Below are 14,448 nucleotides of genomic sequence, written 5' to 3' on the forward strand. Positions count from 1 at the left end.
CCGGTTTTCCCATCATTCACGATAGACCGCGAAGTTTAAGGAATTCTCATGACCAGTGCCGACCTCGCCTCGCTTGAAAAGTCCATCGAAGCCGCTTTCGAGGCCCGCGACAGCGTCTCGACCGCCACCCGTGGCGAGGTTCGCGACGCCGTCGAAACGGCCTTGAACCTGCTCGACAGCGGCAAGGCGCGCGTCGCAACGCGCGGCGAGGACGGCAAATGGGTCGTGCATCAGTGGCTGAAGAAGGCCGTCCTGCTCTCCTTCCGCCTCAATCCGATGGAAATCGTCAAGGGGGGCCCGGGCGAAAGCGTCTGGTGGGACAAGGTGGCTTCCAAGTTCGACGGCTGGAGCGCCAACGAATTCGAGCGCGCCGGTTTCCGCGCCGTGCCGAACTGTGTCGTGCGCCGTTCGGCCTATATCGCGCCCAACGCGGTTCTGATGCCCTCCTTCGTCAATCTCGGCGCCTATGTCGGTGAAGGCACGATGGTCGATACCTGGGCGACGGTCGGTTCCTGCGCCCAGATCGGCAAGCACGTTCACCTCTCCGGCGGCGTCGGCATCGGCGGCGTGCTGGAACCGATGCAGGCAGGACCGACGATCATCGAGGACAATTGCTTCATCGGCGCCCGTTCGGAAGTCGTCGAAGGCTGCATCGTGCGCGAAGGCTCGGTGCTCGGCATGGGCGTGTTCATCGGCAAGTCGACCAAGATCGTCGATCGCGCCACCGGCGAGATCACCTATGGCGAAGTGCCGCCCTATTCCGTCGTCGTCGCCGGCTCCCTGCCGTCCGACAAGACCATGCCGAACGGCCAGCCGGCGCCTGGCCTCTATTGCGCCGTGATCGTCAAGCGCGTCGACGAGCAGACCCGCTCCAAGACCGGCATCAACGAGCTGCTGCGCGACTAAACCTCTCGCAAGCCGCGATCCTGTTCGCACCCTCGGAACCTCATCGGCTCCGGGGGTGTTTTCGTTTGCGGGACAACGGGACAACGGTGTTGCAGGTGACAGCAAGATCGGGATCGGCTACACCAGCCCGACATATCCAGGAACAATGCAAATCGGCCCCGAACGGCCGCCAACGGTTTGATTTTCATGCGCGCCACCGATCCGATCGCCAATCTGCAATCCCTGATTCGCTGCCCCTCCGTAACGCCCGCCGAAGGCGGAGCGCTCACCGCGCTCACCGCGATGCTGGAGCCGCTCGGCTTTGCCGTGACCCGCGTCACCGCGCATGAGGAGGGCACGCCCGATATCGAGAACCTCTATGCCCGCCTCGGCAACGAGGGGCCGCATCTGATGTTTGCCGGCCATACCGACGTGGTGCCGGTCGGCGACGAGGCCGCCTGGACGCATCCGCCCTTCGCCGCCGAGATCGCCGATGGCGAATTGTTCGGGCGCGGCGCGGTCGACATGAAGGGCGGCGTCGCCTGCTTCGTCGCCGCCATCGCCCGCCATATCGAAAAGCATGGCGCGCCCAAGGGCTCGGTCTCCTTCCTGATCACCGGCGACGAGGAAGGCCCGGCCGTCAACGGCACGACCAAGCTGTTGCAATGGGCCGCCGACAAAGGCGAAACATGGGATGCCTGCCTGGTCGGCGAGCCGACCAATCCGGACATGCTCGGCGACATGATCAAGATCGGCCGGCGCGGCTCGGTCTCGGGGCGCATCACCGTCAACGGCGTGCAAGGCCATGCCGCCTATCCGCATCTCGCCGACAATCCGGTCCGCGCGCTCTTGCAGATGGCCGATGCACTGCTCGATCCGCCCTTCGATGCCGGCACCGTGGATTTCCAGCCCTCCAACCTCGAAATCACCAGCATCGACGTTGGCAATCCCGCCACCAATGTCATCCCGGCCAAGGCGGTGGCGACCTTTAACATCCGTTTCAACGACAGCTGGACGGCCGACAGCCTGAAGGCCGAGATCGAGGCGCGGCTCGCCCGCGCGGCCGCCAATCGGCGCCTGCGCCCGGGCCGCGAACCGGCACGCTACGAGCTTGTCTGGGCCGAGCGCCCGAGCCATGTCTTCCTGACCCGCGACAATGCGCTGATCGAATCGCTCTCCGGCGCCATCGAAGCTGTCACGGGTAGGCAGCCGAAGCTTTCAACCACCGGCGGCACATCCGATGCGCGCTTCATCAAGGATTATTGCCCGGTGGTCGAATTCGGCCTGGTCGGCCAGACCATGCACATGGTCGACGAGCGCGTCGCCGTCGCCGATCTGGAAGGGCTGACCCGCATCTACGAAACCTTCATCGATCGCTGGTTCGGACATGCCGTCGCTTAAGGAGATCGAATACTACCTGCGCGGCATCGTCTTGCTGATCCAGGGCAAACCACAGGGCTTTGGCTATCTCGACCTCACCGATCGCGGCATGACCCGCTCCTTCTGGGCGATGGTCTGGTGCTTTCCGGCGACCGCGATCAGCTGGGTCTGGTGGCAGACGGCCTTTTTGCGCGCCTATCCGCCAGGAACCAAGACCGGCCTGCCCTTCTTCCTGCGGCTCGCCATGGTTGAGATCGCCAACTGGATCGTGCCGCTGGTGCTGGCGGGGCTGCTCTGCCTGGCGTTGCGGCTCGGGCGGCGGTTCCTTGCCATCGTCGTGGTGTCGAACTGGCTGGCCGTGCCGCTCAGCTATCTCTATGCGCTGATCGTGCTGATCGTCATGTTCGTTCCGGGTGCCGCCGGCATCGCCTCGCTGCTGTGGCTGGCGTTGATCCTGCTGCTGATCTTCTCGCTGATCCGGCTGCTCCGAATGATCTGCGGCCAGCAGCCGCTCATCATCGCCACACTGGTGCTGGTCCTGCTGGTGCCGTCGATGTTCCTGTCGGATTACCTGCAGCAATATCTCGGCGTCTACCCGGCCTGATCCGCCTTCGGCGGCACCACCTCGCCGTCTTCCTTGACGAAGGTGCCAATGTCGGGATTTTCGAGGAGATCGAGCACCCGCTCGGAGGGGCGACAGAGAAGCACACCCTTTTCCGTCACCACAATCGGCCGCTCGATCAGGATCGGATGTTCCAGCATCGCGTCGAGCAATTGCGCGTCGCTCAGGATTTCGTCGTCGAGGCCGAGTTCGCCATACGGCGTGCCCTTGCGGCGCATCAGGTCGCGCGGCGACATCTCCATGGCAATCAGCAACGCTACGAGCTGCTCGCGCGTCGGCGGCGTCTTCAGATATTCGATGATCTCGGGCTCGATGCCGGACTGGCGGATCATCGCCAGAACGTTGCGGGAGGTGCCGCAGGCCGGGTTATGAAAAATCGTCACCATTGTCGGAATGTCCTTGTTGTCCGCACCGTTCCGGTATGATCTCGGGATAATCCACTTGCAGGAAATAAAGTCCGGAGGGCGGCGCGACCGGACCGCATTGCTTGCGGTCGCGCGCCTCCAGCGCCGCGCGCACATCCTGAGGCGACATCTTGGCCTCGCCCGCCAGTTTCAGCGTGCCGGCGAAGGAGCGGATCTGGTTGTGCAGAAAGCTTTGCGCAGTGGCGCGGATCTCGATGAGGTCGCCGTTTCGGGTGACATCCAGCCGGTCCAGCGTGCGCACCGGGCTCGTCGCCTGGCAATGGGCGGAGCGGAAGGTGGTGAAATCATGCTTCCCGACCAGCATCTGGGCGGCCGCATGCATCGCCTCGTGATCGAGCGTCTTCGGCACCCACCAGGCGCGATCCGCCTCCAGCGCCAGCCGCGCCGGGCGGTTGACGATGCGATAGAGATAATGCCGGCGCAAAGCCGAAAAGCGGGCGTCGAAATGGGCGGGCGCTTCCTGCACCTCCAGCACCGAGACCCGCTCTCCGGCCATGGCGAGATGGGCGTTCATGGCATTGCGCAGCTTGTAGGCCGCCCAGTCGCGGGAAAGGTCGATATGGATCACCTGCCCCAGCGCATGCACGCCGGAATCGGTGCGGCCCGCACCGCGGATCGACACGGTCTCGCCGGTCAGCGACAGCACCGCCGCCTCCAGCGCCCCCTGCACGGAAGCGCCGTTTTCCTGGCGTTGCCAGCCGACATAGGGCGTGCCGTCATATTCGACCGTCAGGCGGAAGCGCGGCATGTTTTTAAAGCCTCGTTCCGATAGCCAGCGGCGTACCGCGCAAAAAGTCGGCCGCCGCCAGCGGCTTGCCGCCGGCCTTCTGCAGCCGCGTCAGCCGAACCGCGCCAGACCCGCAGGCAATCGTCAGGTCGTCGCCGATGACCGTGCCGGCCGGGCCGGAACCCTCGCCCAATTCGCTGCCCAGCACTTTGACGCGCTCGGGCTTGCCGTTGATGTTGGTCTCGAACCAGGCCCCCGGGAAGGGCGCGAGGCCACGGATATGGTTATGCACCGCATCCGCCGGCCGGGAGAAATCGATGCGGGTCTCGCCCTTGTCGATCTTGGCGGCATAGAGCACGCCGTCCTGCGGCTGCGGCGTCAATGGCAGCGCGCCGGCTTCCAGCAGCGCCATCGCCTCGGCCATTGCCTTCGCGCCGACATGCATCAGCCGGTCGTGCAATTCGCCCGCCGTCATGGTCTTGCCGATCTCGACCTCGCGGGTCAGCGCCACGGGGCCGGTATCCAGCCCCTTGTCCATCTTCATCACCATCATGCCAGTCTTTTCGTCGCCAGCCATGATCGCCCGCTGGATGGGGGCGGCACCGCGCCAGCGCGGCAAAAGCGAGGCATGGCCGTTATAGCAGCCGAGTCGCGTGCCGTTCAGCACCGCCTCGGGTAGCAGCAGCCCATAGGCGACGACGACGGCAACATCGGCATCGAGATCGGCGAATGCCAGCCGGTCCTCCTCCGCCTTGAAATTCAGCGGCGTGCGGACCGGGATTCCCAAGAGTTCGGCGGCTTGATGCACAGGCGCTTTCTGCAGATCGAGCCCGCGCCGACCGCCGGGGCGCGGCGGCTGCGTGTAGCAGGCGATGACCTTGTGGCCGGCATCGACCAACGCACGCAACGTCGGCACCGAAAATTCCGGCGTGCCCATGAAGATGATGCGAAGAGACATGGTATCGTTTCCTTCCATGCCTGAAACGAGACGGTTTAGATTGCTTTGGACTTGGCCGCCTTGGTGAACCTGCGCACCACCATTTCCCGCTTGAGACGCGAGATATGGTCGATGAACAGCACGCCGTTCAGGTGGTCGATCTCGTGTTGCAGGCAGGTGGCGAGCAGGCCTTCGGCCTTGACCCGACTCTCTTTGCCCTCGCGGTCGAGATAGGCCACCTCGACCTCGGCCGGGCGTTCGACCTCGGCATAGTATTCGGGAATCGACAGGCAGCCTTCCTCATAGACCGAACGGGCATCCGACGAGGCGATGATCTCAGGATTGATGAACACCTGTGGCTGCTTCTCCTCGCCGTCCTTGGCAAGGTCGATGACCAGCATGCGGCGCGGCACGCCGATCTGGATCGCCGCAAGCCCGATGCCCGGCGCGTCATACATGGTCTCCAGCATGTCGTCGGCCAGACGCTTCAGATCGTCGTCGACGCGTTCGACAGGAGCGGACACCTGGCGCAGCAGGGGATCGGGCAGAATGATGAGAGGCTTGATAGACATGGGCTTTCCCATAAACCATCTTGCCGCAGGATGGAATTATTCCGTTGGCAGCAGGGGTAATTTTTCGACAGGTCGTCGCCAATTTTCCAATGTTCACGTTTTGATCTTTTCTTATCCGCCATGTCTGCTATGACTGGAGGCATGGAACAGGCATCCCCGGCGCAAAATCTCATGGCATGGCTTTCCGGCTTCGGCCCGGGCGGCCTCGTCGCGCTTGCCGTCGGCGTCCTCCTGATCGGCGTGCTTTTCCTGCGCCGCAACGGCGGGCGGGATCAGGCGGAAGCGCAGATGGCCGAGCTGATGCGGGCGCAGGCCGATCTCAACGGCCGCCTCGCCGCCATGGCCGATGTTTTTGGCACACGGCAGGCGGAACTCAACCAGTCCATCGGCCAGCGACTCGACGGCATGAGCCAGCGCATCGGCGCGACGCTGACCGAACAGACGCGCCATACCCATGAGAACCTGCGACGACTGCAGGAGCGGCTTGCCGTCATCGATGCGGCGCAGAGCAATATCCAGACGCTCGCCAAGGATGTCGTCGGCCTTCAGGCTATTCTCTCCAACAAGCAGACGCGCGGCGCTTTCGGTCAGGCGCGCATGGAGGCGATCGTCGCCGATGGCTTGCCGATGGGCGCCTATGCCTTCCAGACAACGCTGTCGAACGGCTCGCGCCCGGATTGCACCATCCGCATGCCGAACGGCGCGCCGCCGCTGGTCGTCGACGCGAAATTTCCGCTGGAGGCGTGGAACGCGCTGCGCGCCGCCGCCTCGCCGGAAGCTGCGCGGCTGGCGACACAGCAATTCCGCCGCGACCTCGACACCCATATCCGCGACATCGCGCAAAAATACCTTGTTACCGGCGAGACGCAGGAGACCGCCTTCCTGTTCGTGCCCTCGGAATCGATCTTCGCCGATATCCATGAGCATCACGAGGCGATCATCCAGCGGGCGCAACGCCAGCGCATCGTCATCGTCTCGCCCTCGCTGCTCATGCTGTCGATCCAGGTGATCCAGTCGGTGCTGAAGGACCAGCGCATGCGCGAGCAGGCGCATGTCATCCAGGGCGAGGTGGCGCATCTGCTCGGCGACCTCGCCCGGCTCGACGACCGGGTGGCGAAACTGCAATCGCATTTTTCCGCCGCGCAGAAGGATGTGGAGATGATCGCCGTCTCCGGGGCCAAGATGATGAAACGCGGCGAGAAGATCGTCTCCCTCGATTTCGCCGAGACTGCGGCAACCCCGGCCGCTACGCCTCCGGAACCGCAGCCGGCGCCACGCGGCGTCGAAAGCCGCACGGGACTTCTGAAGCTGAGGGTGGTTGACGAGGATTGAGCCTCTCGGGCAGTGTCGCTTTCCATTGCACATGAGACAGACGGGACACGCCTGATGATTACGGTTTTCGGCTCCATCAACATGGACCTCATCGCCACCACGCAACGCCTGCCGAAGCCGGGCGAGACGGTCTCCGGCACCGGGTTTTCCACCGCCGCCGGCGGCAAGGGCGCCAACCAGGCGCTGGCCGCCCGCCGCGCCGGCGCTGATGTGCGCATAAGCGGTGCGGTCGGCCGCGACGGTTTTGCCGAACCGGCACTGGCGCTTCTCAAGCAGGCCGGAACCGATCTGTCCGATGTCAAGCAGACCGACGAGCCCACGGGCACGGCGCTGATCCTGGTCGGGGCCGACGGCGAGAACATGATCGCCGTCGTGCCCGGCGCCAACGGCACGATGACCGCCGAAGATGCCGATGCGGCCATTGCAAAACTGTCGCCCGGCGATATCGTCATGCTGCAGTTCGAGATCCCCGCCCCCGCCGTCGAGCGCATGCTGAACGCGGCGCGCGAAAAGGGCGTCACCACCGTGCTGAACCTTGCACCGCTGATCGAAGATGCCGCCCGCCTTGGCCGCCTGGCCGATGTGGTCATCGCCAACGAGACCGAATTCGAACGCCTTGCCGGTGAGGACGGCATGGATTCGGCGGCCCGCGAGGCTGCGCTAAAGCGCCTGCACGCCGAGACCGGCCAGACGATCATCGTCACGCTTGGCGCCGATGGCGTGATCGCCGCGCGCGAGGGGGCGCTGCATCGCAGCGCCGGCCTGAAGATCGAGCCGGTCGACACGGTCGGCGCCGGCGATACCTTCTGCGGCTATTTTGCCGCCGGCCTTGCCGATGGCCTCGATTTTCCCATGGCATTGCGGCGCGCCGCGATCGCCGGTTCGCTGGCCTGCCTGAAGCATGGAGCACAGCCGTCGATCCCTACCGCAGAGGACGTCGCAAAGCGGCTGTGATCTGGCGCAAAGCAGGCAAAATCAGGGAATTGGCGGGGATTTTATTCTAATTTAACCGATGCCGATTACGCATGGGGGCAGAGGGGAATACCGATGCCTCGCGGCTTTCGCAACTGCGAAGCGAAGGGTTCCAGCTTTATAAACCGAGCCCAGCGGCATCCGAGACAACTCGGCTGCCCAACGATTGCCGAGACCGTCTCCCATGTTCAAGTTCAAGCTCAATTCGCTGGCTGCCAAGCTGATGGCCGTCAGCGGCGTTTCGATCGCGCTGGTCATGCTGTCGTCCAATCTCGTGCTCATCTCGCAATCGCGAGATCGGGTTGAGTCGCTGACCATGGCGCAGGCCTCAAGCGAGGCCAAGGCAATCGCCAACGACATCTCCGCACAGGTCGGCCAACTCTCCGGCGCCGCCCGCTCCATGGCCGGCGTCATCAGCCGCAGCCATGAAGGCAAGGCGCTCGATCGCAAGGGTCTCATCCAGGTGCTGCGCGCCAATGTCGACCAGAACCCCTTCGCTTTCGGAAGCTGGTTCATCGAGGAAGAGCGCGCCTTCGACGGCCGCAAGGACGAGATCGCCAACCAGGCGGATATCGGCGCCAACAAGCACGGTATCTTCGCCCCCTATTGGACCAAGAACGCCGGCACCGGCGGTATCGATTTCTCCACCTTCGACGAGGACTATAAGGCCGAATGGTATTCCGCCACGGCCACCAGCCGCGCCGGCCACATCACCAAGCCTTACAAAGCCCAGTCGATCGCCATTCCCACGGCCATGACCTCGATCAGCTATCCGGTCATGTCCGGCGGCAAGCTGCTCGGCGTTTCCGGCATCGACATCTCTCTCGGCTCGCTGGCCGACAGCCTGCGCAAGCTGAAGCCCTTCGGCAACGGCCGCGTGCTGCTGCTCTCGCAGAGCGCCCAGTGGATGGTCGCCCCGACCGTCGAGCTCGGCATGACCGACTACAAGGATGCCGGCGACACCGCCATCAAGGCAGCGCTCGACGGCGGCAAGGGCGAGGTCGTCGAGGGCATCGTCGGCGCGGACGGGGTCACCTATCGCCGCGTCGTCTATCCCTTCGCGCTGCCCGATCTCAACGTCACCTGGGCCGTGCTGGTCGACGTGCCGGAAGCCGCGATCGCGGCGCCCGTGCAGGCGCAGACGCTGATGATGGCGCTGGGCGGCATCGTCGTGCTCGCCGCCGTCATGCTGGCGCTGTATTTCGCCGCCCGCGCCTTCATCAAGCGGCCGCTCACCGGCCTGATGGCCGATGTCGGCCGTCTCAGCGGCGGCGACTATTCGACGCCGGTTGCCGGCCGTACCCGCAGCGATGAGATCGGCGCCCTCTCCGGCGCGCTCGAAGGCCTGCGGCATACGCTGGCCAGCGGCCGCGCGCTGGAAACGGAAGCGGGCAAGCAGCGCCAGGCCGCCGAGCAGGAGCGGCAGCGCTCCGAAAACCAGCGCAACGAATCGACCCAGCAGCAGCGCCATGTCGTCGCCCTGGTCGGCAAGGGCCTGTCGCAGCTCTCCACCGGCAATCTCTCCTACCGCATCACCGAGGACTTCCCCGAGGATTATGCGACGCTGAAGCATGATTTCAACGGCGCGCTGCAGAGCCTGGAGCGGATGTCCGGCGAAATCAGCATCTCGATCAACAACATCAGCGGCGGCACCAGCGAAATCAGCCGCAGCGCCAGCGACCTTGCCCGCCGCACCGAGCAGCAGGCCGCAAGCCTTGAAGAAACCGCAGCGGCGCTGAACCAGCTCGCGGCGCAGGTCGGTTCCAGCGCCGACAATGCCCGCGCCGCCGCCGAAAGCGTCGAATCTGCCTGCAAGGATGCCGAACGCTCCGGCGACATCGTCCAGAAGGCCATTTCTTCGATGCAGGGCATCGAGAATTCCTCGCAGGAAGTCTCGCGCATCATCGGCGTCATCGACGAGATCGCCTTCCAGACCAACCTGCTGGCGCTCAACGCCGGGGTCGAGGCCGCGCGCGCCGGGGAAGCCGGCAAGGGTTTTGCCGTCGTCGCCCAGGAAGTGCGTGAACTCGCTCAGCGCTCCGCCCAGGCCGCCAAGGAGATCAAGACGCTGATCAATGCGTCGGCCGGCCAGGTGCAGGAAGGCGTCGGCCTCGTCGGCCGCACCGGCGAGGCGCTCGACAAGATCGCCAGTCAGGTGATGCAGATCAACGGCCTCATCCGCCAGATCTCGGCCTCCGCCAGCGAGCAGGCGATCGGCATCCGCGAAATCAACAGCGCGGTGACCCAGATGGACCAGGTGACCCAGCAGAACGCCGCCATGGTCGAGGAACAGACCGCAGCCGGCGCGGCGCTGGCCGAAGAAGCCGTGAAGCTGAAATCGCTGATGGCGGCCTTCAAGACCGGTGCGGAGCAGGCCGATCCGGTTTCCGCCCTGCGCCAGACGGCCCGCCAGATGCGCACGCCCACCCCGCCGCAGCCCCAACCCCAGGCGAGGGCTTCCCGCCCCGCGCCGGTTCGCCGCGCCAGCGGCCCGGCGGCCGTGGCGGTCGCCAGCGACGACTGGGAAGAATTCTGATCCCGGGACGATGAAACGAAAAGGCCGTCGGAGCGATCCGGCGGCCTTTTTCATTGCGATGTCACCGGCGTCAGACGCGGGCGAAACGCTCGGCCAGCAACGCGAAGAAGCCATCGGAATCGACGTGGCGCATGACCTTGGCATTGTGCTTGCGATCGGTCACCTGCCACCAGTCGACAACCGTCATGCCGACCGTCAGCTCGGATTCGAGTTCGACCTCGACATTGCAGTCGCGGCCCTTGAACAGCTCCGGCTTCAGCAGATAGGCAACGGTGCTCGGATCGTGCAGCGGGCCGCCGTCGGAACCGTATTTCTCGACGTCGAAACGCTCGAAGAATTCCAGCATCTCGACCATGGCAATTGCCGGGCGCGTGCCGATGGCGCGGATGGCCTCGACGCGCTTCTTCAGTGTCAGGAGCTGGTGGGTGACGTCGAGCGGCATCATCACCACGGGAATGCCGCTCTTCAGCACCGCCTGCGCCGCTTCGGGGTCGACATAGATGTTGAATTCGGCGGCCGGCGTGATGTTGCCGCCCTCGAAGAAGCCGCCGCCCATCATCACAAGCTCGCGCACGCGCGGCGCGATGTCGGGGGCCTTTTCCAGCGCCAGCGCGATATTGGTGAGCGGCCCCAGCGTGCAGAGCGTCACCGTGCCGGCCGGCTCGCGACGCAGGGTCTCGATAATGAAATCGACGCCGTGCTGTTCCTGGAGCGCCATGGTCGGCTCCGGCAGGACCGGACCGTCGAGGCCGGTCTTGCCGTGGACATGCTCGGCGGTGATCAGCGGACGCTTGACCGGGCGGTCGGCGCCGGCGAACACCTTGATGTCCTGGCGGCCGCAGAGTTCGCAGATCATCCGCGCATTGCGCGAGGTCAGCGCCAGTGGCACGTTGCCGGCGACCGTGGTGATGCCCAGCACCTCGAGTTCCTCCGGGCTGCCGAAGGCCAAAAGAATGGCGGCCGCATCGTCCTGACCGGGATCGGTGTCGATGATGATCTTTCGCTTCTCGGCCATCTGGCCCTCCTCCATGAATATCTGGGGGTTGATTGGGATGGCCTGCGCGGTTTGTCAAGCGGGCAGCTCGCTCACCAAGCCGCCCGTTTCGCGTCTTGCGCTCCACGGTGCCGCCGCCCATATTAGGGCCATCCGGAGGCTTCCTCGAAGATCCGGGCCGGTCGCTTGGATCAAGGACTAGACGATGACCCGTATCACCCCTTTCGCGAGCCCGCTTCTCCTGGGCTTCGACAGCATGGAAAAGACGCTGGAGCGAATCGCCAAGGCGAGCGACGGCTATCCGCCCTACAATATCGAGCGCCTGCGCGGCAGCGACGACGCGCCGGACAGGCTGCGAATCACGCTGGCCGTCGCCGGTTTTTCCGAGGAGGAACTCGACGTTTCCGTCGAGGAGAACCAGCTCGTCATCCGCGGCCGCCAGCTCGAACAGGCCGAACGCGACTATCTCTATCGCGGCATTGCCGCGCGCCAGTTCCAGCGCATGTTCGTGCTGGCGGACGGCATGCATGTGCTCGGCGCTGCCTTGCGCAACGGGCTGCTGTCCGTCGATCTCATCCGTCCCGAACCGGAGCGTATGGTAAAGAAAATTAACATTTCCGTTTCACAGTGAGGGGTGACGGCGCTGCTGCCGTTCCTCCTCAACGTGGAGCCAGACAATGTTGATGAAAGACGCCACCGCCCGCCTGACGCAATCCGAGCTTGCCCATCTGGGCGCCGGCGAAGTCGGCTATATCCGCAAGATGCGGCTCGACGAAGTGACGCGCTGCTTCCCCGAAGCGCCGGAAATCGATCCGAGCCTCGATCTCTGGGCGCTGTTCGGCGCCGACGGCACGCCGCTGCTGCTCACCGACAATCGCTCCTCGACCTTCTTCAAGGCCGCCGAGGACGACCTGAAAACCGTCACCCTGCAATAGACAGGCTTTTGCCGCGCAAGAAGACCGCGGCCCCTCCCCTTCGATGAAAACGGCGGCCCGTAAGTTTGGCGTAAAAAGCCGCCGTTTCGAATCAGGACGAGGACCGGCGCGAACATCGCGCCAGAACGATCCGATTTATCCAGCCTTGCGGAATGTCAGGTAGGCGGAAGAGCGGCCTTCGCGCCGGGCCTTTGCCTCGTAGCGCGTGCCGGGCCAGCCGGCATAGGGCGTCAGCCAGTCGGCCGCGTTGCGCGCCTGCCACGCGAAGCCGCCATGGTCGCGGCAATGCAGCAGTGTCCAGTTGACATAGGTATCGATATCCGAGGCGAAGCAGAAAAGCCCGCCCGGCTTCAGCACGCGGTGAAAACGGTCGAGATTGACCTGCGAGACGAAGCGGCGCTTCCAGTGCTTCCGCTTCGGCCAGGGATCGGGATAGAGCAGGTCGATGCGGTCGAGGCAGGCTTCGGGCAGCCAGTCGAGCAGTTGCGTCGCATCGTCCTCGTAAACCCGGATATTTTCCAGCCCGAGATCGCGCACCCGTGACAAAAGCTTCGCCATCGAATTGACGAAGGGCTCGACGCCGATGAAGCCGGTCTTCGGCTGCTCGCCGGCGCGATGCACCAGATGCTCGCCGCCGCCGAAGCCGATTTCCAGGCGGATGGTTTCGACCGGCACCGAAAACAGCGCCGCGATATCCTGCGGCGCCGGTGTTTCCAGATCGATCTTCAACGACGACAGGCCGCTCTTCAGCGTATCGGCCTGAAGGCCGCGCAGGGGCTTGCCCTTGCGCCGTCCGAAAAATGCTTCCGTGGCCCGCTGCGGGCGGCCTGCGTCGCTCATGATCCCGATCAGCCCTTCACCGCTTCCTTGAGGGCCTTGGCCAGGTCGACCTTTTCCCAGGAGAAGGAGCCGTCGCGGCCGGACTTGCGGCCGAAATGGCCGTAGGCCGAGGTTTTCGCATAGATCGGCTTGTTGAGATCGAGATGGCGGCGGATGCCCGAGGGCGAGAGGTCCATCACCTTGCGGATGCCGGCCTCGACCTCGTCTTCCCCAACCTTGCCAGTGCCGTGCAGATCGACATAGATCGACAGCGGCTGGGCGACGCCGATGGCATAGGAGATCTGGATGGTGCAACGATCGGCAAGACCGGCGGCGACCACGTTTTTGGCCAGATAGCGGGCGGCGTAAGCGGCGGAGCGGTCGACCTTGGTCGTATCCTTGCCGGAGAAGGCGCCGCCGCCATGCGGGGCAGCACCGCCATAGGTGTCGACGATGATCTTGCGACCGGTGAGGCCCGCATCGCCGTCCGGTCCGCCGATGACGAACTTGCCGGTCGGGTTGATGTACCAGTTGCAATCGTCGGCGATCTTCAGGTCGCCGAGCGCCTCGCGGATATAGGGCTCGACCACGGCGCGCACCTTGGCCGAATCCCAGGAGTCGTCGAGATGCTGGGTGGAGAGCACGATGGAGACGACTTCCGACGGCTTGCCGTCGACGTAACGCACGGTCACCTGGCTCTTGGCATCGGGGCCGAGCTTGCCGACATCGCCCTCGCCCTTCTTGCGGGCGCTGGCGAGCAGTTGCAGGATGCGGTGCGAATAATAGATCGGGGCCGGCATCAGGTCCGGGGTTTCGCGGCAGGCATAACCGAACATGATGCCCTGGTCACCGGCGCCCTCGTGGCCCTGTTTGTCGGCGGCGCTGTCCACGCCTTGCGCAATGTCGGCGGACTGCGAATGCAGGAGCACGTCGATCTTGGCGGTCTTCCAATGGAAGCCGTCCTGCTCATAGCCGATGTCGCGGATCGCCTTGCGGGCGGCCGACTTGAACTTCGAGGGATTGATGACGGCGTTGCCCTGCTTGTCCGTCTTCATCAGGCTGGGCGGCAGGCGAACCTCGCCGGCGATCACGACGCGGTTGGTGGTCGCCAGCGTTTCGCAGGCGATGCGCACGCTCCACGGATCGACGCCGGTCTTGGCGGCTTCACGGTACACGAGATCGACGATTTCGTCGGAAATACGGTCACAGACCTTGTCCGGATGACCTTCGGCGACGGACTCACTGGTAAACAGATAATTGGCGCGCATGCGGGATTCCCCTCAAAGAAACAGGCGTGTGGTGTGTTACGCAT

Annotated in this window: 15 protein-coding genes; 8 read left to right on the forward strand and 7 right to left on the reverse strand. The window is 64.6% G+C overall.

Annotated features, from left to right (window positions below; all coding sequences use genetic code 11):
- Positions 1–48: 48 nt before the first annotated feature.
- The 3 genes from dapD (at position 49) to P7F60_RS03060 (ending at position 2,869) form a co-directional block, all read left to right on the forward strand.
- Positions 49–906 carry a 2,3,4,5-tetrahydropyridine-2,6-dicarboxylate N-succinyltransferase gene (gene dapD / locus P7F60_RS03050; RefSeq protein WP_277916216.1) on the forward strand — a complete coding sequence of 286 codons (858 nt, stop codon included), beginning with the start codon at positions 49–51 and terminating at the stop codon, positions 904–906.
- 186 nt (positions 907–1,092) lie between these two features.
- Positions 1,093–2,286, forward strand: a complete 1,194-nt coding sequence (gene dapE, locus P7F60_RS03055; protein WP_277916217.1) for a succinyl-diaminopimelate desuccinylase — start codon at positions 1,093–1,095, stop codon at positions 2,284–2,286.
- Positions 2,273–2,869 carry a hypothetical protein gene (locus P7F60_RS03060; RefSeq protein ID WP_277916218.1) on the forward strand — a complete coding sequence of 199 codons (597 nt, stop codon included), beginning with the start codon at positions 2,273–2,275 and terminating at the stop codon, positions 2,867–2,869. The genes dapE and P7F60_RS03060 overlap by 14 nt, the downstream gene beginning before the upstream one ends.
- On the opposite strand, the gene arsC is transcribed toward P7F60_RS03060, so the two are convergent.
- Genes arsC through def form a run of 4 tightly spaced genes read right to left on the reverse strand, consistent with a single transcriptional unit; the run spans position 2,857 to position 5,548 of the window.
- The gene (gene arsC, locus P7F60_RS03065; protein ID WP_277916219.1) at positions 2,857–3,273 is read right to left on the reverse strand and encodes an arsenate reductase (glutaredoxin); all 417 of its coding nucleotides are present in this window, start codon (positions 3,271–3,273) and stop codon (positions 2,857–2,859) included. The genes P7F60_RS03060 and arsC overlap by 13 nt on opposite strands.
- Positions 3,254–4,060: a tRNA pseudouridine(38-40) synthase TruA gene (truA, locus tag P7F60_RS03070; RefSeq protein ID WP_277916220.1), complete on the reverse strand. Its 807-nt coding sequence runs from the start codon at positions 4,058–4,060 to the stop codon at positions 3,254–3,256. Before truA ends, arsC begins: the two co-directional genes overlap by 20 nt.
- Before the next feature lie 4 nt (positions 4,061–4,064).
- A complete protein-coding gene (gene fmt / locus P7F60_RS03075) occupies positions 4,065–4,997 on the reverse strand; it encodes a methionyl-tRNA formyltransferase (RefSeq protein ID WP_277916221.1) in 933 nt (310 codons plus the stop codon).
- A 35-nt stretch (positions 4,998–5,032) separates the two neighbouring features.
- Positions 5,033–5,548, reverse strand: a complete 516-nt coding sequence (gene def, locus P7F60_RS03080) for a peptide deformylase (protein ID WP_277916222.1) — start codon at positions 5,546–5,548, stop codon at positions 5,033–5,035.
- A 171-nt stretch (positions 5,549–5,719) separates the two neighbouring features.
- Here def and rmuC point away from each other — a divergent pair, with 171 nt between their 5' ends.
- From rmuC to P7F60_RS03095, 3 genes are all read left to right on the forward strand, one after another.
- Entirely contained in the window at positions 5,720–6,880 is a 1,161-nt protein-coding gene (rmuC, locus tag P7F60_RS03085; RefSeq protein WP_277916223.1) for a DNA recombination protein RmuC, read from the forward strand.
- Between the two features lie 54 nt (positions 6,881–6,934).
- Positions 6,935–7,834 (forward strand): ribokinase, encoded by a 900-nt coding sequence (locus tag P7F60_RS03090; RefSeq protein WP_277916224.1) that lies wholly within the window; start codon positions 6,935–6,937, stop codon positions 7,832–7,834.
- Between the two features lie 202 nt (positions 7,835–8,036).
- Positions 8,037–10,388, forward strand: coding sequence for a methyl-accepting chemotaxis protein (locus tag P7F60_RS03095; RefSeq protein WP_277916225.1), 2,352 nt, complete (start codon positions 8,037–8,039; stop codon positions 10,386–10,388).
- A gap of 70 nt (positions 10,389–10,458) precedes the next feature.
- On the opposite strand, the gene P7F60_RS03100 is transcribed toward P7F60_RS03095, so the two are convergent.
- Entirely contained in the window at positions 10,459–11,403 is a 945-nt protein-coding gene (locus tag P7F60_RS03100; protein ID WP_277916226.1) for a nucleoside hydrolase, read from the reverse strand.
- A gap of 184 nt (positions 11,404–11,587) precedes the next feature.
- Between P7F60_RS03100 and P7F60_RS03105 the strand changes: the two genes are divergently transcribed.
- Together P7F60_RS03105 and P7F60_RS03110 are read left to right on the forward strand one after the other, a co-directional pair.
- A complete protein-coding gene (locus tag P7F60_RS03105) occupies positions 11,588–12,013 on the forward strand; it encodes an Hsp20 family protein (RefSeq protein ID WP_277916227.1) in 426 nt (141 codons plus the stop codon).
- A 46-nt stretch (positions 12,014–12,059) separates the two neighbouring features.
- Positions 12,060–12,317, forward strand: coding sequence for a DUF1150 family protein (locus P7F60_RS03110; RefSeq protein ID WP_277916228.1), 258 nt, complete (start codon positions 12,060–12,062; stop codon positions 12,315–12,317).
- 135 nt (positions 12,318–12,452) lie between these two features.
- Here the strand turns inward: P7F60_RS03110 and P7F60_RS03115 are convergent, their stop codons facing one another.
- Both P7F60_RS03115 and metK read right to left on the reverse strand, forming a co-directional pair.
- Complete coding sequence (locus tag P7F60_RS03115; RefSeq protein WP_277916229.1) at positions 12,453–13,157, reverse strand: tRNA (guanosine(46)-N(7))-methyltransferase TrmB; 705 nt, start codon at positions 13,155–13,157, stop codon at positions 12,453–12,455.
- 8 nt (positions 13,158–13,165) lie between these two features.
- Positions 13,166–14,404, reverse strand: coding sequence for a methionine adenosyltransferase (gene metK / locus P7F60_RS03120; RefSeq protein WP_277916230.1), 1,239 nt, complete (start codon positions 14,402–14,404; stop codon positions 13,166–13,168).
- Between the last annotated feature and the right edge of the window lie 44 nt (positions 14,405–14,448).

Source organism: Rhizobium sp. YJ-22, from assembly GCF_029601685.1.
GTDB lineage: Bacteria > Pseudomonadota > Alphaproteobacteria > Rhizobiales > Rhizobiaceae > Metarhizobium.